This window comes from Pseudomonas sp. IT-347P (assembly GCF_949768005.1).
Lineage (GTDB): Bacteria > Pseudomonadota > Gammaproteobacteria > Pseudomonadales > Pseudomonadaceae > Aquipseudomonas.
Map to the genome: position 1 here is coordinate 52,766 of NZ_CATKPQ010000058.1, position 22,273 is coordinate 75,038.

A 22,273-nucleotide genomic window follows, 5' to 3' on the forward strand; every position below is an offset into this window, starting at 1 on the left:
GAAGGGGGTGCCTTGTGGCGCTCAATAGCATCGAAGAACTGGTTGAAGACATCCGCCAAGGCAAGATGGTCATCCTCATGGATGACGAAGACCGCGAGAACGAAGGCGACCTGATCATGGCTGCCGAATGCTGCCAGGCCGAACACATCAACTTCATGGCCAAGCACGCCCGTGGCCTGATCTGCATGCCGATGAGCCGCGAGCGCTGCGAACTGTTGAAGCTGCCATTGATGGCGCCGCGCAACGGTTCCGGTTTCGGCACCAAGTTCACCGTGTCCATCGAAGCGGCCGAAGGCGTCACCACCGGCATCTCCGCCGCCGATCGTGCGCGCACCGTGCAAGCGGCTGCCGCCAAAGACGCCAAGGCTGAAGACATCGTCAGCCCGGGCCACATCTTCCCGTTGATGGCCCAGGCCGGCGGCACCCTCGCTCGCGCCGGCCACACCGAGGCCGCTTGCGACCTCGCACGCATGGCCGGTTTCGAGCCGAGCGGCGTGATCTGCGAAGTGATGAACGACGACGGCACCATGTCCCGTCGCGCTGAGCTGGAAGCGTTCGCTGCAGAGCACAACATCAAGATCGGCACCATCGCCGACCTGATTCACTACCGGATGATTCACGAACGTACCGTTCAGCGGATTGCCGAGCAGCCACTGGACAGCGAACTGGGCCAATTCAACCTGGTGACCTATCGTGATTCGGTGGAAGGCGATGTGCACATGGCACTGACCCTGGGTACTGTTTGCGCGGAAGAGCCGACGCTGGTTCGCGTGCATAACATGGACCCGCTGCGCGACCTGTTGATGGTCAAGCAACCGGGCCGCTGGAGCCTGCGCGCCGCCATGGCTGCGGTGGCCGAGGCCGGCAGCGGTGTGGTGCTGTTGCTCGGTCACCCGCTCGATGGCGACGTGCTGCTGGCGCATATCCGTGAAACCGGTGATCAGCCAGCGCCGAAAAAACCGACGACCTACAGCATCGTCGGTGCCGGTTCGCAGATCCTGCGTGACCTCGGCGTACGCAAAATGCGCCTGATGTCTGCGCCAATGAAATTTAATGCGATATCCGGTTTCGATCTGGAAGTTGTAGAATACGTGCCCTCCGAATAATGACCGGTTGTTTCCGGCCTCCGATTCGCGGCAAATAAATCACTGAGGGACGCGTAGCAGACGCGTCCCGGCTCTTTAAGAGAACTGACGAATGACCCTGAAGACCATCGAAGGTACCTTCATCGCCCCTAAAGGCCGCTACGCTTTGGTAGTGGGCCGTTTCAACAGCTTCGTGGTTGAAAGCCTGGTCAGCGGTGCAGTTGATGCCCTGGTTCGCCACGGCGTGAGCGAAAGCGACATCACCATCATCCGCGCACCTGGCGCCTTCGAAATCCCGCTGGTTGCGCAGAAAGTCGCCCAGAAAGGTGAGTTCGCAGCCATCATCGCCCTCGGCGCGGTCATTCGTGGCGGTACTCCGCATTTCGAATACGTGGCAGGCGAGTGCACCAAGGGCCTGGCCCAGGTGTCCATGGAGTTCGGCGTTCCGGTTGCCTTCGGCGTCCTGACCGTTGATTCCATCGAGCAAGCCATCGAACGTTCCGGCACCAAGGCCGGTAACAAAGGTGCCGAAGCTGCCCTGTCCGCTCTGGAAATGGTCAGCCTGCTGGCGCAGTTGGAGGCCAAGTGATTAGCGACGAAAGCGATCGTTTCAACCCGCGCGATCCGAAACCTGCGGATGCCGGCAAGCCCTCGAAAAGCGTCAAGCGTCGCGAAGCCCGTCAGCTCGCGACCCAGGCGCTGTACCAGTGGCACATGGCCAAACAATCGCTGAACGAGATCGAAGCGCAGTTTCGCGTTGATAACGATTTCACCGATGTCGACGGTGCCTACTTCCGCGAAATCCTCCATGGGGTTCCGCAGTTCAAGACCGAAATCGACGACGCCCTGACGCCGTGCCTGGATCTGGCGATCGAAGAGCTCGACCCGGTTGAACTGGCCGTTCTGCGCCTGTCGACCTGGGAACTGCTCAAGCGCGTCGACGTGCCGTACCGCGTGGTGATCAACGAAGGTATCGAGCTGGCGAAAGTCTTTGGTTCGACCGACGGCCACAAGTTCGTCAACGGTGTGCTCGACAAGCTGGCCCCGCGCCTGCGTGAAGCTGAAGTGAAGGCGTTCAAGCGCTGATCGGCGCTTGAATACTTTTTCTCAGCCATGGGCGAGTTTGAGCTGATCCGCAATTTCTTCGCCGCCGCGCCTTGTGCGCAGGGCGGCGAAGGCGTTGCTTTGGGGGTCGGCGACGACTGCGCTTTGCTCGCTGTTCCTACCGGGGAACAGTTGGCGATCTCCACCGATACGCTGGTGGCCGGTGTGCATTTCGCCGACCCTTGCGATCCGTTTCTGCTCGGTCAGCGCTCGCTGGCCGTGGCGGTCAGCGATCTGGCTGCCATGGGCGCCACGCCCGTTGCCTTTACCCTTGCCCTGACTGTACCGACGGTGACCGCCGATTGGTTGCAAGCCTATGCCGGCGGATTGAACCGCATGGCGCAGAGCTGCGGCGTTGCGCTGGTCGGCGGCGATACCACGCGCGGGCCGTTGAGTCTGACGGTGACGGTGTTCGGGCGTGTCCCGGCCGGTCAGGCGTTGACCCGCAGCGGTGCGCAACCGGGCGATTTGCTCTGTGTTGGCGGTGAACTGGGCAATGCAGCCGGCGCCTTGCCACTGGTGCTGGGGCAACGTGACGCTGAAGCGCATATCGCCCAACCGCTGCTCGATCATTACTGGTCGCCACAACCGCAACTGGCCCTTGGTCAGGCTCTGCGTGGCATAGCGACGTCGGCGCTGGATATCTCCGATGGCCTGCTCGCCGACTGCGGCCACATTGCATTGGCCTCAAAGGTGCGGCTTGAGATTGAACGCGAGCGCGTACCGCTGTCGGATGCATTAGTGGCATTTCTCGGTCAGCGCGGCGCCGAGCGCGCAGCGCTGAGCGGTGGCGATGATTACGTGCTGGCCTTCACCTTGCCGGCCGTCGAGTTGCCGGCGCTGCTGGCCACTGGCTGGCCGATCCATGTGATCGGTCGTGTATCAGAAGGTCAGGGCGTGGTCCTGCTGGACCGCGAAGGGCACGACATCACCCCGCAAATCCGGGGCTATCAACATTTTCAGGAGACACCGTGACAGATCACCCGAAACAGGTTCCGGCCGAATTCGTTCCGCCGTCGGTCTGGCGCAATCCCTGGCATTTCCTCGCGTTCGGTTTTGGTTCCGGCACGCTACCGAAAGCCCCGGGCACGTGGGGTTCGTTAGTGGCGCTACCCTTTATCCCGTTGTGGCAGATGATGCCCGACTGGGGTTACTGGCTGATGCTGGCGGTCACCATGCTGTTCGGCTTCTGGCTGTGCGGCAAGGTCGCCGACGATTTGCGGGTACACGACCACGAAGGCATCGTCTGGGACGAAATGGTCGGCATGTGGATCACCCTGTGGCTGGTGCCGGAAGGCTGGTACTGGTTGCTTGCGGGTTTTCTGGTGTTCCGCTTCTTCGACATTCTCAAGCCGTGGCCGATTCGCTGGATCGACCGGCATGTGCATGGCGGCGTCGGGATCATGCTCGATGACGTGCTGGCCGGTGTGTTTGCCTGGCTGGCCATGCAGGGGCTGGTGTGGATTTTCGCCTGATGCCACGGGATATCAGGGTCAAGTGAGGGGACAAGGGATGGCTCGAGGCTGGTTGGCGCTAGTGGTTTTGGCTTTGCTGAGCACCGCGGCCAGTGCACAGGAAGCTGCGCCGACGCCGGCGGTCATCCATCTGGCCAGCGAAGACTGGGAAGACTACACTGCCGCCGACGGCCATGGCCTGGGTTGGGACGTGTTGCGCAAAGTGTTTGAGCCGGCCGGGGTCAAGCTGGATATCCGCAGCGTGCCTTATACCCGTTCGATCGGGCTGGTGCAGTTGAAGGAAGTCGACGCGCTGGTCGGCTCCTACCGTGATGAAGCCGAGCAGGTGCTTTATCCACGCTGGAATTTCGATTCCGACCACATTTACGCATTGGGCCTGGCGAGCAATCCGGTGCCCACCGAGGCGACACTGGGCAAGTTTCGGCTGGCCTGGGTGCGCGGTTATCGCTACGAAAACTACCTGCCCAATATCAAGCGCTACAACCAGATCGAACGGCGTACGGGGATTCTGTCGATGCTCAAGCAGGGGCGGGCGGATTACTACATCGATGCGCTGACCGAGGTAGAAGCCGTGGTGAAGACCGCAGCCGATCCGGCGCAGTATCGCTATTCGCATCTGGCCGAGTTGCCGCTGTATCTCGGTTTTGCCGACACGCCACAGGCCCGGGCGCTGATGGCGCTGTATGACCAGCGTATGGAGCGGTTGGTGAAGAGTGGCGAGTTAAAGCCTATCTTCGAGAAGTGGAAGCAGCCCTACCCATTCACCTCGAACTGATGGCCTGCACAATTCCCTTGTAGGAGTGCGCAGTGTCCGTGGGATCGTTATCAAACTTTTTGATCGTTATGCCCGATAATTCAGCCTAAGCGTCTGTAGGAACCTGCTGTTACAATGCCGGCCTGCGAATTTTCAGACTCTTTAGATCAGGAGCACACCGGTGCCTGTCGTCTTTGTCGCCGCTTCCAAGCTGCCAACGCCTTTTGCGCAATTCACCATGCACGGTTTTCTCGATGAAGCCACCGGCCGCGAGCACGTCGTGCTGAGCCTGGGTGAAATTGCCGACGGTGCCCCGGTACTCGGCCGGTTGCACTCCGAATGCCTGACCGGCGATGCTTTGTTCAGCCAGCGGTGCGACTGCGGCTCGCAGTTGGAAGGCGCGCTTAAAGCCATCGCCCGTGAAGGTCGTGGCGTATTGCTGTACCTGCGTCAGGAAGGCCGTGGCATCGGTCTGTTGAACAAGATCCGCGCTTACGAATTGCAAGACGGCGGCGCCGACACCGTTGAAGCCAACGAACGTCTGGGCTTTGCCGCTGACCAGCGCGACTACGCCATGTGCCTGCCGATGCTCGAGCATCTGGGCGTGAAATCCCTGCGCCTGATGACCAACAACCCGCGCAAGGTCAAAGCCTTGACCGACATGGGCATCACCGTCGCCGAGCGCGTACCGCTGCACACCGGTCATAACCCGCACAACAAACTGTATCTGGCGACCAAGGCCAGCAAGCTCGACCACATGATGGGCAACGAGCATCAAGGCGAGGTCGATCGCGCGTGACGCGGGGTCAGGTGCGGCGCCGGTTGTCGGTCGATTGGTGGAAATACCTGGCGCTGGCGCTGTTGCCGCTGTTTGTACTCAACGCTTTGTTTGGTCAGGGCGACGGACTTCTGCCAGTGCTGGCGATGCCGTTTTTTATTGCCGGCGTGGCGTCGATGTTTGTCAGCCTGAAGTTTTTCGGCCGCTACAAACATGCGCTGATAGCTACGCAAAAAGCCCTCGATACCCCGGATGAACCGGCCGCGTGGATTGCCCTCGCAGCACGCCGTCGCACGGCATTTCTCGCGGCAGCCTTGCCGGCGTGGATCGGTGCATTGGCAGTGTTCGTTGGCCTTGAAGCGGTTCCGCTGATGCTGTTGGCACTGTCCACGGCGGTGCTGTTCTACCTCTACCGTATCCCGCGTCAACTCGGCTGATGCGCCGTCTCTGGCTGGCGCTGTTGTTGCTGGCCATCAGTGGCCCTGCGCTGGCGCAACTGCGGGTTGTCAGCCTCGCCCCTTCTCTTTCTGAAATCGTTGTTGAGCTGGATTCGGCTGACCTGTTGGTTGGCGTGCTGGACGCCGGTGATCGGCCTTCTGCGATTGCCCATGTTCCCTCGGTAGGCCGTTATGGCCAGCTCGACATGGAGCAGCTACTCAGTCTCAAGCCTGATTTATTGCTGCTGTGGCCCGGCAGTGTCGGTCCGGCGCAGCGTGATCAGTTGAAGCGCCTGGGCATCCCGACCTTTGTCGCCGAACCGCATTCCCTCGAACAACTCACCACCCAGATTGAAAGCATTGCCGCGCAATTGGGGCGACCTGCGCGCGGGGTGGCGCGAGCGTCCGAACTGCGCAAACAACTCGCTGAGCTGCGCCAGCGCTATCGCCGCGAGGTGCCGTTGCGGGTGTTCTATCAGGTGTGGGACAAGCCGCTGTACACCGTCGGGGGCGGACAGATCATCAGTGATGCGCTGCAAGTGTGCGGGGCGCGTAATGTCTTCGGCGATCTGAATTTACCGGCGCCACAGGTGAGTATTGAGGCGGTATTGCAGCGTGATCCAGAGGTGATTCTGGCGAGTGATCAGGCGCAGTTGAATGCATGGAAAACCTGGCCACAGGTGGCGGCGGTGAAGCGAGGCAATCTGTTGCTGATCACCGACAAGGGCCTTGAACGCCCCAGCGGCCAGATGATTGATGCCACTGCCAAGCTCTGTCAATTGATTGCACCAGAGCGCGTACCGAGGTGACTTCTTCGCGAGCAAGCCCGCTCCCACAGGGAATCGCATTCCAGATTGTGGGAGCGGGCTTGCTCGCGAAGGGACCAGTCAAATCAGCGAAGATTTAAATCAAAGCTGGGGAGTCCAGGTCACCCCGAACATCCACGCCCGACCTTCCTCGCGATAACCGTACTGGCTGCCGTCATAGCTGTAATTCGCCCGGCTATAGCCCTTGTCCAACAGGTTATCGACCTTCAGTTCCAGTTTGATCTCGCGGTTCAACGCCCAACTGCTGCGCAAGCCGAACAGCGCATAGCCACCCAGCGGCTGCTGATTGTTCAGGTCGTCATAACTGCTGCTGACCGCTTGCCAACTGGCGCCGAGGCTGACTTGGTCAAACTGTCGATCGAGATCCCAACTCAACGTGCGTCGCGCACGCCGGGCCAGCGTGTGCCCGGTATCGCGATCACGCGGATCGATGATTGAAACCCCAAGGTTGCTCTGCCAGCCGAACAGTTCCTGCTTCAATGCCGCTTCAAATCCATTGATTCGCGCCGAAGCCACGTTCTCCGGACGTGAATTGCTGCCGAAGATGATCGCGTCTTCCAGATCGGTACGGTAAATCGACGCTTCCAGGCGGGTGCTATCGGTCAACTGACTGCGCCACTGCAGTTCATAACTTTTCGAGGTTTCCGGTTTCAGATCCGGATTGCTGTATTCGGGGTAATACAGGTCATTGAAGGTTGGGGCGCGGAAACCTTCGCTGTAGCTCAGCAACAGATCGTTATCCGAGTTTAGTGGCAGGGTGAAGGTGCCGCTCCAGGTGTTCTGGCTGCCGAACTGCTGGTTATCGTCGTGGCGCAGACCCAGCTCCGTGGAGAAGTTGTCGGCCTGGAAACGATGCTGAATAAACGCGGCGCGGTTCCAGCGGCTGTCTTCATCGAACGCGGTGCTGCTGTTGACTCGATCTTCGTACCAGTCGCCGCCGAGGATCAGGCTGTTACGTGCGTCCAGTGTCAGGTCGTTCTGCCAGTTCAGCGAGTCGCGGTAGGTGTTGAATACCGTGCGCTCGTCGCTGAGCTTGTCGAGGGTCTTCTCGCGGTTCTCGGTGTGGCCGAACTCGACGCGGGTTTTCCAGGTTTCGTTGATCCGCGCATCGATATAACTGCTGACGCTGCTGACGTTGAAATCGCTGTACGGCTGCTGTTGCACAGACTCGAACGTGGTCATATCGAAGCGGCCGAACGGGTTGTCGAACTCGCTCTTGCCACGGTTATCCAGCAGATTGGCGCCGACTTCGATGTCATCGGTCAGCGCATGGCTGAGGCTCAGACTGACGGATTTGTTGCGATAAGCATCGTGATCACCATCGCTCGGATACGACTCGTGGGTACGGTCAAACCCGGCAGTTTCGTCAAGGCTGGCACCCAGGTTGAAACGGGTATGCTCATCGCCCCCGGACAAACCGAGGCTGCGCTCCCAGGTCTGATTGCTGCCGAAACCGACGTGCAGGCGTGGCTTTAAACCCTGCTCGGTACCGCGTCGGGTGAAAATCTGAATTACCCCGCCAATCGCATCGCTGCCGTAAATCACCGAACGCGAACCGCGTAGCACCTCCACCCGCTCGATCTGCTCGATATCCAGATGCTGCAGGTTGCTGTCACCGGAAGTGGAACTGCCAATGCGCTGGCCATCGACCAGCACCAGGCTCTGCGCCGATTGCGTGCCGCGAATGTAGATGCCCGGCAGGCTGCCGCGCCCGCCAGCCTGCGCCACTTGCACGCCAGGGACGCGACGCAGCAGGTCCGGCACGTCGCTCGGCTGCAGGCGATCAATGTCTTCGCGGGTGAACACGGTGTTGGCGGCGCTGCTGTCGTTGCGGGCTTCGACCTGGCGGTTGGCGGAGATCAGCGTGTCCGGCAGTTTTAACGCCTGATCGCGTTCGAAGGTGTCGGCGAAGGCGTTGGCGGATGGCAGCAGGATGAAAGGCAGGGCGAAGCGCGAGAGTTTCATGGACAGTCCACTGGTGTTTCAGGTGTACACACATTTTGGAGCTACACAAAACACTGTGGGAGCGGGCTTGCCCGCGAAGGCGTCGGCACACTCAACATTGATGTTGGATGTGCCGGCCTCTTCGCGGGCAAGCCCGCTCCCACAGGGATTGTGTGTTTAGCGATTTAGCGGTTGAGCAATACCAGACGCTGACGAATCGACGCTTCGATCCCGGCCTCATCCAGCCCGCACTCGGCGAGCATTTGCGCAGGCTTGGCGTGTTCGACGTAGATATCCGGCAAGCCCAGATGCAGCATCGACTTGAGGATATTCTCGCGCGCGAGGAATTCGCTGACCGCGCCACCGGCGCCGCCCATGATCGCGTTCTCTTCGATCGTCACCAGCAACTCGTGGCTCGCGGCAATCTCGCGTACCAGCGCTTCATCCAGCGGTTTGACGAAACGCATGTCGACCACGGTGGCATCAAGTTTTTCAGCCACCTTCAGGGCTTCGGCCAGTTGCACGCCAAACACCAGCAGAGCGACTTTATTGCCCTGACGACGGACGATGCCTTTGCCGATTTCGATCGGCTCGAGATCTTTGTCGATCGTTGCGTTCGGGCCTGTGCCGCGCGGGTAGCGCACCGCCGCCGGGCCGTTGTACAGGTGGCCGGTGGTGAGCATCTTGCGCAACTCGTTTTCATCGCTCGGGGTCATGATGACCATGCCCGGGATGCAGCGCAGGTAGGACAAGTCGAAACTTCCGGCGTGGGTCGGGCCGTCTTCACCCACCAGACCGGCGCGGTCGATGGCGAACAACACGTCGAGGTTCTGCACCGCGACGTCATGCACCAACTGGTCGTAACCGCGCTGCAGGAACGTCGAGTAGATCGCCACGACAGGCTTGGCACCTTCGCAGGCCATACCGGCGGCGAACGTCACCGCGTGTTGCTCGGCAATCGCCACGTCGAAATAGCGCAGCGGAAAGCGTTCGCTGAACGCCACCAGATCCGAGCCTTCCTTCATCGCCGGGGTAATCCCGACCAGGCGTGGATCGGCTGCAGCCATGTCGCACAACCATTCGCCGAACACTGCCGAGTATTTCGGCCCACTGGCCTGCTTCGGCGCGGCGGCCGGGGCATCCAGTGGTTCGAGTTTGGTGATGGCGTGGTAACCGATCGGGTCGACTTCCGCCGGGGCGAAGCCTTTGCCTTTTTTGGTAACGATGTGCAGGAACTGCGGGCCTTTCAGATCACGCATGTTGCGCAGCGTGGCGATCAGGGTCGGCAGGTCGTGGCCGTCGATCGGGCCGATATAGTTCCAGCCCAGCTCTTCGAACAGGGTGCCGGGAACCAGCATGCCTTTGGCGTATTCTTCGGTGCGGCGGGCGATTTCCCAGGCGCCGGGCAGGCGCGACAGGACTTTCTTGCTGCCCTCGCGCATGCTCGCGTAGGTGCGGCTGGAAAGGATTTTCGCCAGGTAGTTCGACAGACCGCCGACATTGCGCGAGATCGACATGTCGTTGTCGTTGAGGATCACCAGCATGTTGGCGTTGACTTCCGGCGCGTGGTTCAGCGCCTCGAAAGCCATGCCGGCGGTCAATGCGCCGTCACCGATGACGGCGATTGCCTTGCGATCGCTGTTCTGCAGGCGGGCGGCAATCGCCATACCCAGTGCAGCGCTGATCGAGGTGCTGGAGTGGCCGACGCCAAAGGTGTCGTACTCGCTCTCGGAGCGACGCGGGAAAGCGGCAATGCCGTCCTTCTGGCGCAGGGTGCCCATGCGCTCGCGGCGACCGGTAAGGATCTTGTGCGGATACGCCTGATGCCCGACGTCCCACAGCAGACGGTCGTCTGGCGTGTCGAAGACGTAATGCAACGCGATGGTCAGCTCGATCACGCCCAGGCCGGCACCGAAATGCCCACCGGTCTGACCGACCGTGTAGAGCAATTCCAGGCGCAACTCATCGGCCAGGGTTTCCAGCTCGGCTTCGCCTAACCGGCGCAGACCGTCCGGCGTATTCGCGCGGTCGAGCAGGGGCGTGGTCGGGCGCTTGCGGGGAATCTCATGAAACGTCGTGGGCATCAGGCGAATCGTTATAGGTATAGAAGATGCGGCAGTTTACCTGATGCATCGCCCCCTGCCCACGCGTTGGTATTTTTTGACCGATTGCTGATCAGTGACGCCGCTCGACGATATACCGGGCCAGCTCGCGCAAGGGCTCGGCTGCCGCGTCAAACGGTCGCAGGGCATGCAGGGCCTGATCGCGCAGTTCCAGGGCATACGCCTTGGCGGTGTCAAGACCGAGCAGCGCCGGGTAGGTTGGCTTGTCGCGAGCGATATCAGCGCCCTGGCGTTTGCCGAGGGTGGCGGTATCGCTTTCGACGTCGAGGATATCGTCCTGCACTTGAAAGGCCAGACCAATAGCCTGTGCATAGGTCTGCAAAGCCGTGAGCTCATCCGGTTCGGCGCGACCGCTGGCCAGAGCACCGAGTTTGACGCTGACCTCGATCAGCGCGCCGGTCTTGTGCCGGTGCATCTGTTCGAGGGCTTTCTGATCGAGTTTGAGGCCAACCGAGCCAAGGTCGATGGCTTGCCCGCCGACCATGCCTGCCGGGCCAGCGGCTTTGGCCAGCGCGGCGACCATGTGCAGGCGGATGTCGCTGCTGCAGTCGCTCAGGCGCGGGTCGAGCAGGGCGCTGAAGGCCAGACTCTGCAGGCCGTCACCGGCAAGAATCGCGCAGGCTTCGTCGAATTTCTTGTGGGTGGTCGGCTGGCCGCGACGCAGATCGTCGTCGTCCATCGCCGGCAGATCGTCATGAACCAGCGAGTAGGCGTGGATCAGCTCCACCGCGCAGGCCGCGCCGTTGGCTTGCTCGGCCTTGCCACCCAGCGCTTCGCAAGCGGCGTAGGCGAGCAGCGGACGCACGCGTTTGCCACCGTTCATCACGCTGTAGCGCATGGCTTCGTAAAGCCGCGCCAACTCTGGCAACGGCGCGTTGAACAGGGTTTCCAGCGCTGCGTTGACCCGGGTCTGGCTGCTCGCCGTATACGCTGCAATCATTCTGGTTGTTCCGCGTCGAAGGGTTCCTCGGCGAGTTCGCCATCGCGCTCCAGCAGCACTTGCACCTTCTGCTCGGCTTGCGCCAGCGCTGCCTGGCAGTCACGGGTCAGACCGATGCCCTGCTCGAAAGCGGTCAGCGAGTCTTCCAGCGACAATTCACCGTTCTCCAGACGCTCGACCAGTGTTTGCAGGTCGGCGAGGGACTGTTCGAAATCCAGTGCAGCTTTTTTGCGGGCCATGGCGGCAGTTTCCGGTTGACGTTAAACCGGCGCGACACTAGCAGATAGGGGGGGTATGGGCAAATGAGCAGGGTGCGACCGGCCCTTTTTCCTGAGGCGATTCTGGAAGGCTGAAACCTATTCGGCTCATTTTGTGAGCCGAATAATCTCTCTATTCGGCTCACGCCCCTTAAAAGCAGGTTTCCTACAGTAAAAGCACATGTATCCGATTGTTAAAAAACTGCCGAATCGCTAATCTTCGCGCCTTCTACGACCCCACAGTCACGGGGCTTTCAGACGAAACGCAGTTTCACCGCTGTGAAGTACCGAGGATCGGGTGCAAGGTTTCGTTCAGGCATGGCAGGAGGCATCACATGCGTTCATTTCTTTCGCTGTTGTTCGGGTTGGCCTGCGCGCCCGCGCTGCTGGCCGCGCCGAGCGCTGAACTGTCAGAGCCAGTCGGTGGCTGGCGCTATCACGGCTTGCTCGATCGCACGGAAAACCCGCAAGTCGCCTACCCGACGCCGCCGATCGATCGCGGCATCCAGCGCAATCGCACAATGATCCAGGGCCAGCTCAAGGCCATCGGCCATATGCGCCCGCCGCACAGCCTCGCGGTGAATGGCAATCCATTGAATCTGTACACCGACGACCAGGGCCGTTTCGCCCGGCCGTACGCGTTCGGCGCCGGCTCCAACAGCGTTGAAGTGATCAGCGCCGAGGGCGAGTCGCTCAAGCGCGTGCAATTTTATGAAGCAAACAATTTGCGCACGCCGGCACGGATTCGTCTTGTCTTGGGCTGGGACGATCCGAAAGCCGAGCTGGATCTGCACATTGTCACGCCCGACGGTCAGCATGCGTTCTGGGCACGGCCGGCTCTGAGCAATGGTGGCGGTCTTGACCCGGATGGCGTCGACGGCCCCGGTCCGGAAATGTTCACCATGACGGCGCCGTTGCACGGCACCTATCTGGTTTACGTCAACTATTGGGGCAACTTCGGCAACGGCGGCTATAACTTCGAGGAGACCAGCAACCAGAACGAGGTGATCACCTCACAAATCACGCTGGTGCTCAACGAAAACACCGTCGATGAAAAACGCGAAACGTTCATCGTGCCCCTGCGGGCGATCGGTGATCTGCTGCTGGTCAAGACTTTCAACTATTAAGCATTCCGCCACGGATGAAATCCTGAGCTTTGGGAAATGAGCGAGAAGATGAGCGATAACACAGTGACTTCGACTGCCGACACGCCAGCGGCCAAACCCATGCGGCGCTGGCCTTTGCTGTTGGCCGGGTTGTGCCTGGTGGCCGGGGTAGCGGGCGGTTTTGGCTGGCTGCTGCTAAAGCCCAAGGCGCCGCCAGCGGAATTGGCCAGTGACAAGCTCGGCCTGAGCCGTCCGGATGCGCTGCTGGAAACCCGCTCGTTGAGCCAGTTGCCCAAGGACTTGCTGACGGTGCCGTTCCTCAAGGCCACGCTCACCGAAGATTTCGTCTTCTATTACGAGACCCATGCGGATCGCCTCGGGCTGATCGGTAGCCTGCGCCGGATCATCTACGAGCATGACCTGAAGTTGCAGGACAGCCTGATCGAGCAGCTTTTCGATCAACCGGCCGATGTTGCGCTGTGGCGTGGTGCGGATGGTCGCCTGAAGGATTTCCTGTTGGTAATGGATCGCGGCGGGTTGGCGAAACTGTTGGAGCCGCTGGCGAAAGTGGCGCTGGATGATTCGCAGCTCAGCGTGTTGGGCCATATCAAAGTCGGCAGCGACGAGGTGCCGCTGTACCAGTTGAGCTACAACGCCAGCAAATCGCTGCTGTTCGCTTCGCGCGGTGACAAACTGGTGGTGCTGTCCAATCCGAACAAGTACTACGACTCGGACAGTGGCACCCAGGAGGAACCGGGCCACGTCTCTTCGCAAGCGCTGGCAGCACTGCTTAACGGCGAAAAACTGTTCCCCGAGGCTTTCGGTCTGCCTGCCAAGGCACCGGAAACCAAACAGCGCCTGTCGGTCAACTCCAGCGTTCTCGCCATGGGTTATCAACGCTTCATTCCGAATTTCGCCGGACTGCGCTTCGACATGGACGACAAGGGCTGGCACAGCTACCTCGCCATGGACGAGCTGGAAAACCAGCCCGATTTCGACTTCAAACCGGTCTGGCAAGCGATGCCGTTGGGCGCCAGTGCCTGCGTGACCCTGCCGGTCGCGGCCGAACCGCAAAAACCATTGCTGGTGAAACTCGGCGCTGAAGAAGCCGTGGCGCAAACCCTCACCGAACATGTGGCCGGCGCGGCAGGCCTGTGCTGGTACGCCGATTCGCGGTTGTACACGCCGCTATTGGTTGCCAGCCTGAAAGATGAAGACAGCAGCAAACTCGACGGCGACCTTGGCAAGCTGTTTGGCTCGATGGTTGGTGCGTTTGAATCCAACGTCGCCGAGAACGTATTCCCGGTGGTCGAAAAGCAGGAAGGTCAGAGCCACGTCTGGCAGCGTCAGGTCAGCTCCAACTTCGGCCCGTATGCGGCGAAGACTGCCGAGAACCCGGACGCGATTTCCGGCAAGGCGTTCATGAAAGTCAGCCTCGCCCGTCACGGTTCGACGTTGCTGTTTTCCCTCGACGACAAACTCGTCGACAAGGCCCTCGGCACCCTCGATAAACGCTTCCCGCCGATGGCCGACGTCCTGCCGAAAGATGTGCTGATGCCGATCTATTTCGGCCCGGATTCGATGGCGCAACTGATGCAGCAGGAAACCCTCGACAGCCTGCCGCAGGACATGGAGCCGGTGTTCTACAACGCGGCGCAAACCTACCTGATCCCGAAACTGCGCACGCTTGGCGGCTACGGCAAATACGCCCTGACCCTGCCCGAAGGCAGTGAGCCTGATGGCCACTGGCAATGGCTGCCGCTGGAATGGAAAGCGCTGTGACGACACTGATCCGCAGCCTCGGCCTGCTCGCGCTGTTGCTCAGTGCGGGCGCCCGTGCCAGCGAAATTCCGGCGCTGGATCCGGCGCAGTCCCAGGTGTTTCGTGCCTGGTTTGTGCGCATCGCCCAGGAGCAACTGAGCCAGGGCCCGAGCCCGCGCTGGTATCAACAGGACTGCGCCGGGCTGGTGCGTTTTGCCGCCAACGAAGCGCTGAAAGTCCACGACGACAAGTGGCTGCGCAGCAATGGCCTGTCCAATCGCTACCTGCCGCCGGAGCTGTCGCTCAGCGATGAACAACGCAAGTTTGCCCAGCAGTGGCAGCAGGGCGGCGGCAAGGTCGGACCGTACGTCAACGCGATCAAACTGATTCAGTTCAACAGTCACCTGGTCAGCCGCGACGTGTCGCAGGCACGACCCGGTGATCTGATGTTTTTCGATCAGGGCGACGACCAGCACCTGATGATCTGGATGGGCCGCTACATCGCCTATCACACCGGCACCACCACCCCCACTGACAACGGCATGCGTTCGGCAAGCCTGCAGCAACTCATGACATGGAAGGACACCCGATGGATACCCGACGCAGCCAATCCCAACTTCATCGGCGTCTATCGACTGAACTTCCTCTCCCAATGACCGGTGCCCGCATGTTGCGTATCTGCTCCCGAATTCCTCTGCTGCTGGCGCTGTTGCTGCGAGTGGCCACCGTCAGTGCCGAAGACGCGGTCGAGCCGAGCGGCTACACGCCGGTCTCCGGTGAAAGCTTCTTCCTGCTCGCCGACAGCAGTTTCGCGGCGGACGAGCAGGCGATGGTCCGTCTCGAAGCGCCGGGCCGTGATTACCGTCGCTTTCGCATGGAACCGTACGGCGGCGCCGACATCCGCGTGTACCGGATCGACAAACCGCTGGATTTCCTCAAGCGCCAGAAAAACCTGCATCGTGTGGTCAGCGACGGCCAGTTCAAGGGCGAAGGCCTCTCCAACACCCTCGCGTACCTGTGGGACAACTGGTACCGCAAATCCCGGCGGGTGATGCAGCGCGCGTTCTCCTATGAATCGCGCAAACAGGTCACCGAGGAAGTGCCGGAACTGAAGATGGGCAATGCCATGGCCGCGCCAACGCCATATGACGCGCAGCCGCAATTTGCCTTGATCCCGGGTCTGCCGGTGGTCAGCCAGTTCCGTTATCCGCTGTGGCAGGCCAAGCCGATACAACCGCCGGCCGGGGTCAATCTGGCCGGGTCTTCCAGTGACTTTGTCAGCGTCGCGCCGGGCAACGTGTATATCCCGCTGGGTAAGCTGAAACCGGGCCTGTATCTGGTCGAAGCGCTGATCGGCAAGTACCGCGCGACCACTATGGTGTTCGTCTCCAACACGGTGGCGGTGAGCAAGATTGCCGGTGATGAATTGTTGGTCTGGGCTGCGCGTAAACACGAAGGCAGTTCTGTGCCGAAGGTGAATGTGCTGTGGACCGATGGCCTCGGCGTCATGAGCAGCGGCGCCACTGACGCCGATGGTTTGCTGCGCCTGAAACACGTCAGCCCCGAGCGCTCGTTCGTCATCGGTGAGGACGAAGAGGGTGGAGTGTTCGTCTCGGAAAACTTCTATTACGACAGCGAAATCTATGACACCAAGCTCTACGCGTTTACCGACCGGCCGCTCTATCGCCCGGGTGATTGGGTGTCGCTGAAAATCGTCGGTCGCGAGTTCAAGAATGCGCGCGATTCGGTGTTGCCTGGCGCAGCGGATGTCACTGTCAGCGTGCTCGACGCCACCGGCACCGAGCTGCAGCACTTGGATTTGAAACTCGATTCGAAGGCCGGAACCCAAGGCCGTTTCCAGTTGCCGGACAACGCCGTGGCCGGGGGTTACGAGATCCGTTTCAACTACAAGGATCAGGCCTACAGCAGCGCCTTCCGCGTCGCTGAATACATCAAGCCGCACTTCGAGATTTCGCTGAACCTGGCCAAACAGGATTACCGCACCGGCGAGCCGGTCAAAGGCAGTCTGGTGTTGCTCTATCCCGACGGCAAACCGGTGGCCAACGCCAAACTGACTTTGAGCCTGCGTGCCCAGCAACTGTCGATGGTCGACAACGAGCTGCAATACCTCGGGCAATTCCCGGTGGAACTGACCAGCACCGAACTGACCACCGACAGCAAAGGCAACGCGACTCTCGATTTGCCGGCGGCCGATAAACCGAGCCGCTACATGCTCACCGTGTTCGCCAGCGATGGTGCGGCGTATCGGGTCAAGACCACCAAGGAAATCCTCATCGACCGTGGCGCGGCGAGCTTCCGTCTGAGCGCGCCGCAGCGCTTCAGTGCGGTCAAGGACAAAGTCGCGTTCAGCTACGCCAATGAGGGCGGCAGCGAGCAGGGTAAAGCGGTCACCCCGAGCAGCTACAACTGGGTGCGTCTGGAAGACCAGAGCACCGGTGAAGGCAAACTTGCGGCGACGGACAAGGGCTTCAGTCTGGCGTTTGATCGTCCGGGCACTTACAACCTGACATTGAAAGATCAACACGGTCGCGTCCTTGGTGCCACTGGCCATTCGGTGACTGGCGACGGCGTCAAAGCGGTGCCGGGCACTGTAGAAATCGTCCTCGACAAGCCTGAGTACAAGGCGGGCGATGAAGCGCTGGCGCTGATCACGTTCCCGGAACCGGTCGGCGATGCGTTGCTGTCGCTGGAGCGCGACAAGGTCGAAGCGACTGCGTTGCTGGCGAAGGGCAGTGACTGGCTGAAGCTGGAAAAACTCAGCGACACCCAATACCGCGCGCGCATCCCGGTGAAGGATAACTTCGCGCCCAACCTGACGTTCTCCGTGCTGTACACCAAAGGCGGTCAGTACAGCTTCCAGAACGCCGGGATCAAGGTGATTGCGCCGCAAATCGACGTGGCGATCAGCACCGACAAAGCGGTGTACCTGCCGGGCGACACGGTCACGGTTGACCTGACCACGCAGTTCGCCGGTAAAGCGGTTCCGGCGCATCTGACCGTCAGCGTCGTCGACGAAATGGTCTATGCGTTGCAACCGGAAGTCGCGCCGACCATCGACCAGTTCTTCTACCACCCGCGCCGTAACAATGTGCGCACCAGTGCCAGCCTGTCGTTCATCAGTTACGACGTGGCATTGCCAGGCAGCCCCGGCGCGCCGGGCAAAGCCAACCGTAGCGAGCGTGGGGTGAAAGTGCTGGAGCGGCCGCGTCGGGAAGACGTCGACACCGCCGCATGGCAGCCAGAGTTGCTCACCGGTGCCGATGGCAAAACCCGTTTCACCTTCAAGATGCCGGACTCGCTGACCCGTTGGCGCATCACCGCCCGCGCGATTGCCGATGATGGTCAGGTCGGCCAGAAGAAACAGTTCGTGCGTTCGGAAAAACCGCTGTACCTGAAGTGGAGCGGGCCGAGCAAATTCCGCAAGGGCGATCAGCCGCAACTCGGCGTGTTCGCGTTCAGTCGGGCAGAGAAACCGGTCAAGGCTGAACTGGTTACTCACTACGCGGGCGCCGAGCAACGCTTGCCGGTGACCCTGAACAACGGCATCAACTATGTGCCGCTGCCGGCGTTTGCCTTGGCCTCCGGCGAGTGGACGGCGGAGTTGGTGCAGGACGGCAAAACCGCTGACGCTCTGGCTGTGCGCCTGAGTGCGACCGGGGACGGCTGGCAAGTGACGCAGACGCAAAGCCTCGACGTGGCCAGCGGTGATACACCGTTGAGCCTGCCGGCGGACGCCACCGATATTCGCTTGCGCCTGGATGACAGTCCGCAAGCGCTGTTCCGCTCGGCCCTCGATGATCTGCTCAGCTATCCGTACGGCGGCGTCGAACAGACTGCCAGTCGTTTGTTGCCGCTGAGCATTGCCTATCCATCGCTGGCATCGAATCCGCAGATTCGTGATCGCTTGCGTCTGATCATGCAGAACAGCCGCCTGCGTCTGGTGCAAATGGCCGGGCCGTCGGCGAGCTTCACCTGGTGGGGCTACGACGGTGAACCGGATGCATTCCTGACGGCTTATGCCTATTACGCCGACTGGAACGCCAGCCAAGTGCTGGAGCTGACCTTGCCGCCGGAGCATTGGCAGCGAGTGCTGGAGGTCTACGCCAAGCAAGCGCCGAATACGCCGCTGCTGCAGCGGGCGCTGATTCTGTCGTTCGCCAAGCAGATGCATTTGCCGGTGAACACCTTGCTCAGCGGCTTGATGGAGGATCTGGCCAAGGCCGGTGAAGGCAGCGCCGAAACCCTGATGGACGACGGCGAAGACAGTCTGGTGATGAGCGACCCGGATTCGGCGCTCGGTCTGGCGGCGGCGCGGGTGTTGACCGCTTCGTTGGCCGCGCAGTCGAAGGTTGCCCTGCCCGATGCTTTCAATCGTCAAGTGGCTGCGGCGCAACAGCGTCTGTCGGTCAGCTCGCAGCCGTTTGCCGAAGCGCTGAACCTGTCGCTGCAAGCGTTCGATCAGGCCCGTGCGACGGCGTTGTTGCAACGTCTGCTGCCCCAGCAATCAACCCTCGAACGTGCGCTGGCGCTGACCTGGCTGCAACGCAGCATCGCCCAGGCTTCGCCGACCATCGCGCTGACGCCGGGGGAAGGCTGGAAGAAAAACTACGGTGCAACCGGTGAGATGTACTGGACCTGGCAAGGCGCAACGCCGATGCCGAGTGTGTTGACGGTGTCGGGTACGCAAGAGCGTCCGCTGCGTGCAGCGCTGAGTTTCCAGACCCGGCAACCGCCAGTCGATCCAATGGCTGTGACCCTCACCCGTCGCCTGTCGCGACTGGTGCCGGGCGATGAAGCGTTCACCTTCAAACTGGAGCCGGTCGGCAGCAAGCCGCTGTCCAGCGACAGCCTGTATCTGGACGAAGTGATCCTCACCAGCAAAGCGCCGAAACCGCTGCGCTACGGCATGCTTGAAGTGCCGCTGCCACCGGGCGCCGATGTCGAGCGCACCACGTGGGGCATCAAGTTGCAGGGCAAGGACGGCACCGAGCCGACCGCGCTGGAGAAGGCACGCTTCGAACCGGGGCAACTGGCCTACGCGGTGCCCGTCGATGCGCTGAGCGGCGAATTGCGCCTGCGCCATCTGGTGCGTTTCTCGCAAAAGGGCCAGTTCAACCTGCCGCCGGTGCGTTTCAAGCAAGTCTACGCGCCGCAGCATCAGGCCCAGGAAGCGAAAGCCGCCCTCGGTCAGGTCACGGTCAACTGACATGAGCCGGCCGCTGCTGTGGCTGCTGATGTGTGTGATGCCTGCGCTGGCGACGGCGCAGGATGAGCCGTTGCGCGTGGCCTACAAGGGCGAATTGTTGTCCTTGAGTCAGACACAACTGATCGCCCGTGAACCGCTGCCGTCATCGCTGGATGCGCCGCTGGGCAGTCTGTGGAAGTTGTTTGTCTACGCGTGGCTGGTGGATACCGGCGCGCGGGAACCGGCGTATGAGTGTCGCGGGCAGTCGAAGGAAGAAGTTTATTGCTGCTCGGCGGGTGGCAAGATCGAGCGTGATCAGGCGCTGGTGAAATCCTGCGGGTTGTATTTCGAACCTGCGCGGTTGGGCATTTCTTCTGCCGATTGGCGCACGTATTGGCAGGCGCGACAGGCACCTTCGTGGTTGCTGGATTTGCCAACCGTGCAGCCAGCAACAAGGGTTCCGGTGGCTGAGTTATTGAGCGTTTTATCTGTGCTGCCGGCGCAGGCTCAAATGCGCCGCGTGCTGCTCGATGTGGTGCTGAATGCTGCTGACGGCAACGTCGTTGGCGAACTGGGCGGGCGCCTGCGGGTGAAAACCTGGAGCTGGCTCGGTGATCAAGATCCGCAGTCGCGTCAGGGTGGTTTCGCCGGTTGGACGGCGGACGGCTCGCCGGTCTGGGCGGGCGGGCGTGGCACCAGTCAGATGGTCTTGCGCCATTACGGGCAGGCATTGGCGACGGTGTTGCCAGCGACATGGCCGGCCGAGGCGGGGCGTTGTGTTGAAGTCGGGCTGTTTTCGCGCTATCCGGTTACGCGAGTTTTGGCTGGCGGGCGGGAGGTGACCTCCGGCCCGTTGCAGGGCGACTACCGCGTCGAGTTTGCCAATGGCAACGCGCTGGATATCCATAGCGATGGCGAGCTGTTTCTGCTCAACGACAAACTCGTCGCAAGACTTGATCGCGAAGAGTATGTCGCCCGCGTACTTGAGCGCGAAGCCAAACCCGAACCCGCCGAAGCGGCCAAGGCACTCGCCGTAGCGATTCGCACTTATCTGCTGCAAAACGCCACGCGCAATGGCGACTGCCTGACCATTGATGACAGCAGCAACCGCCAACGCGTCGCACCGCGCCCGGCTTCGGCCGGGTCGCGCAACATTGCTGCGTGGACGGCAGACCTGGTTCTGGCCGGCAGCACTGTCACCTATCACTCCGATCAACCCGGCCCGGACAAACTCGCCTGGCAACAAGCCGTCGAGCAGGCCAACGCCGGTCAGCGCTACGACGCGATTCTGCTGCACGCCTATCCGCGCGCCAGCCTCAGCCGCTGGGACAACCCCGTCGCCTCCTGCGAAGCGCTGCCCGCTGCGCAAGACTGGCTACAGAAACAGCGACGCGGCTGGCGTCCGACGCTGGAGAGCGAAACCGGCTACAACGAAGTCAGCACCTTCGCCGTGTGCAAATTGGCTTTCGGTCGGCCTTTCGTCGACCGCGAACGTCAACGCATCTACGTTCGCGGCGTACTCACCTTGCAGGACCGTCTCGACCTGACCCACGAATATCTGCACCTGGCCTTTGAAGCACACCCGAACGGCCAGGATGAAACCTACATCGAAGGGCTCGCCCGTCATCTTTTGCTGGAATAGACCATGACACTCCGTTATCCACAGGTCTTGCTGCTGCTTTGCACCTTGACTGCGCTCTCGCCGGTTATTGCTGCCGACAGCGTCAAACTCGACACTCCGGTCGGCGGTTGGCGCAGCGGCGCGCCGCAAGGCGAGGGCGAAAGCTTCCGCCAGACCGTCAATTACCCTGCCTCGTCGGTCAATACCCCGGTCGGCCAGGCCAATACCGCCCGCATCAGCGGCGAGATCAACGCTACGCGGAAGGGCAGCGAACCCGGTCGTTTGATCGTCAACGGCGTGAGCATGCCGCTGAAAATCGACGACAGCGGCCGCTTCGACCGCCCGTTCTCCTTCCCCAACGGCAGCAACAGCGTCGAAGTGCGCAGCCCCGACGGTCAACAACGCCATCGCGCGCAGTTCCTCAACACCAGCGGCGGCGCCACCCCGGCGAAACTGCGCGTGTTGCTAGCGTGGGACAGTGACGGCACCGACCTTGACCTGCACCTCGTCACCCCCGACGGCGCGCACATCTGGTACGGCAACCGCAGCGCCGCCAACGGCGCCGCCCTCGACGTCGACGTCACCACCGGTTACGGCCCGGAAATCTTCGCCATGCCGGCGCCGATCAAGGGCCAGTATCTGGTGTATGTGAATTACTACGGCGGTGGCTATCGCGGGGATGACGAGGGTGGAGATGAAGCGGTGCAGCCGCTGACCACGGCGCAGGTGACGGTGATTACCGAAGAAGGCACACCGAACGAGAAGATGGAGACGTTTCTGATCCCGATGCGGGCGGTGGGTGAGCTGACGTTGGTGAAGGCGTTTAGTTATCCGTGAGGGAGATTGGGCAGCAAG

At 61.3% G+C, this 22,273-nt stretch carries 19 protein-coding genes; 15 read left to right on the forward strand and 4 right to left on the reverse strand.

The genetic code is table 11. The annotated features are described in order from the left end of the window. The first annotated feature begins 14 nt into the window (after positions 1–14). The 9 genes from ribBA (at position 15) to ACM6IV_RS24530 (ending at position 6,442) form a co-directional block, all read left to right on the forward strand. Positions 15–1,106: a bifunctional 3,4-dihydroxy-2-butanone-4-phosphate synthase/GTP cyclohydrolase II gene (gene ribBA / locus ACM6IV_RS24490; protein WP_008081846.1), complete on the forward strand. Its 1,092-nt coding sequence runs from the start codon at positions 15–17 to the stop codon at positions 1,104–1,106. A 91-nt stretch (positions 1,107–1,197) separates the two neighbouring features. Next, positions 1,198–1,674, forward strand: a complete 477-nt coding sequence (gene ribE, locus ACM6IV_RS24495; RefSeq protein ID WP_003228649.1) for a 6,7-dimethyl-8-ribityllumazine synthase — start codon at positions 1,198–1,200, stop codon at positions 1,672–1,674. Beyond that, the gene (gene nusB, locus ACM6IV_RS24500) at positions 1,671–2,171 is read left to right on the forward strand and encodes a transcription antitermination factor NusB (RefSeq protein ID WP_414871996.1); all 501 of its coding nucleotides are present in this window, start codon (positions 1,671–1,673) and stop codon (positions 2,169–2,171) included. The genes ribE and nusB overlap by 4 nt, the downstream gene beginning before the upstream one ends. Before the next feature lie 27 nt (positions 2,172–2,198). Next, a complete protein-coding gene (gene thiL / locus ACM6IV_RS24505) occupies positions 2,199–3,164 on the forward strand; it encodes a thiamine-phosphate kinase (RefSeq protein WP_414871997.1) in 966 nt (321 codons plus the stop codon). Further along, the gene (locus ACM6IV_RS24510) at positions 3,161–3,664 is read left to right on the forward strand and encodes a phosphatidylglycerophosphatase A (protein ID WP_414871998.1); all 504 of its coding nucleotides are present in this window, start codon (positions 3,161–3,163) and stop codon (positions 3,662–3,664) included. Before thiL ends, ACM6IV_RS24510 begins: the two co-directional genes overlap by 4 nt. A 37-nt stretch (positions 3,665–3,701) precedes the next feature. After that, positions 3,702–4,439, forward strand: coding sequence for a substrate-binding periplasmic protein (locus tag ACM6IV_RS24515; RefSeq protein WP_414871999.1), 738 nt, complete (start codon positions 3,702–3,704; stop codon positions 4,437–4,439). A gap of 160 nt (positions 4,440–4,599) precedes the next feature. Continuing rightward, positions 4,600–5,217, forward strand: a complete 618-nt coding sequence (ribA, locus tag ACM6IV_RS24520) for a GTP cyclohydrolase II (RefSeq protein WP_016984117.1) — start codon at positions 4,600–4,602, stop codon at positions 5,215–5,217. Continuing rightward, a complete protein-coding gene (locus ACM6IV_RS24525) occupies positions 5,214–5,633 on the forward strand; it encodes an MFS transporter (protein WP_414872000.1) in 420 nt (139 codons plus the stop codon). The genes ribA and ACM6IV_RS24525 overlap by 4 nt, the downstream gene beginning before the upstream one ends. Then, complete coding sequence (locus ACM6IV_RS24530) at positions 5,633–6,442, forward strand: cobalamin-binding protein (protein ID WP_414872001.1); 810 nt, start codon at positions 5,633–5,635, stop codon at positions 6,440–6,442. The genes ACM6IV_RS24525 and ACM6IV_RS24530 overlap by 1 nt, the downstream gene beginning before the upstream one ends. 99 nt (positions 6,443–6,541) lie before the next feature. Here ACM6IV_RS24530 and ACM6IV_RS24535 read toward each other — a convergent pair whose 3' ends face one another. The 4 genes from ACM6IV_RS24535 to ACM6IV_RS24550 form a co-directional block, all read right to left on the reverse strand. Beyond that, positions 6,542–8,425: a TonB-dependent receptor domain-containing protein gene (locus tag ACM6IV_RS24535; RefSeq protein ID WP_414872002.1), complete on the reverse strand. Its 1,884-nt coding sequence runs from the start codon at positions 8,423–8,425 to the stop codon at positions 6,542–6,544. A gap of 164 nt (positions 8,426–8,589) precedes the next feature. Further along, positions 8,590–10,488: a 1-deoxy-D-xylulose-5-phosphate synthase gene (gene dxs / locus ACM6IV_RS24540; protein WP_414872003.1), complete on the reverse strand. Its 1,899-nt coding sequence runs from the start codon at positions 10,486–10,488 to the stop codon at positions 8,590–8,592. Between the two features lie 91 nt (positions 10,489–10,579). Next, positions 10,580–11,467, reverse strand: coding sequence for a (2E,6E)-farnesyl diphosphate synthase (gene ispA, locus ACM6IV_RS24545; RefSeq protein ID WP_414872004.1), 888 nt, complete (start codon positions 11,465–11,467; stop codon positions 10,580–10,582). Beyond that, positions 11,464–11,706 (reverse strand): exodeoxyribonuclease VII small subunit, encoded by a 243-nt coding sequence (locus ACM6IV_RS24550; protein ID WP_003228627.1) that lies wholly within the window; start codon positions 11,704–11,706, stop codon positions 11,464–11,466. The genes ispA and ACM6IV_RS24550 overlap by 4 nt, the downstream gene beginning before the upstream one ends. Before the next feature lie 353 nt (positions 11,707–12,059). On the opposite strand from ACM6IV_RS24550, the gene ACM6IV_RS24555 reads away from it, so the two are divergent. From ACM6IV_RS24555 to ACM6IV_RS24580, 6 genes are read left to right on the forward strand one after another with little or no spacing between them, the layout of a single operon-like run. Beyond that, on the forward strand, positions 12,060–12,851 hold the full coding sequence (locus ACM6IV_RS24555; protein ID WP_414872005.1) for a YfaP family protein: 792 nt from the start codon (positions 12,060–12,062) through the stop codon (positions 12,849–12,851). A 48-nt stretch (positions 12,852–12,899) separates the two neighbouring features. Further along, positions 12,900–14,612, forward strand: coding sequence for a DUF2138 domain-containing protein (locus tag ACM6IV_RS24560; RefSeq protein ID WP_414872006.1), 1,713 nt, complete (start codon positions 12,900–12,902; stop codon positions 14,610–14,612). Beyond that, positions 14,597–15,247, forward strand: coding sequence for a DUF1175 domain-containing protein (locus ACM6IV_RS24565; protein WP_414872169.1), 651 nt, complete (start codon positions 14,597–14,599; stop codon positions 15,245–15,247). The genes ACM6IV_RS24560 and ACM6IV_RS24565 overlap by 16 nt, the downstream gene beginning before the upstream one ends. Next, positions 15,244–19,818, forward strand: coding sequence for an alpha-2-macroglobulin family protein (locus ACM6IV_RS24570; protein ID WP_414872007.1), 4,575 nt, complete (start codon positions 15,244–15,246; stop codon positions 19,816–19,818). The genes ACM6IV_RS24565 and ACM6IV_RS24570 overlap by 4 nt, the downstream gene beginning before the upstream one ends. 1 nt (position 19,819) lies before the next feature. Then, on the forward strand, positions 19,820–21,439 hold the full coding sequence (locus tag ACM6IV_RS24575) for a DUF2300 domain-containing protein (RefSeq protein WP_414872008.1): 1,620 nt from the start codon (positions 19,820–19,822) through the stop codon (positions 21,437–21,439). A gap of 3 nt (positions 21,440–21,442) precedes the next feature. After that, positions 21,443–22,255, forward strand: a complete 813-nt coding sequence (locus tag ACM6IV_RS24580) for a YfaP family protein (protein ID WP_414872009.1) — start codon at positions 21,443–21,445, stop codon at positions 22,253–22,255. Positions 22,256–22,273: the final 18 nt, after the last annotated feature.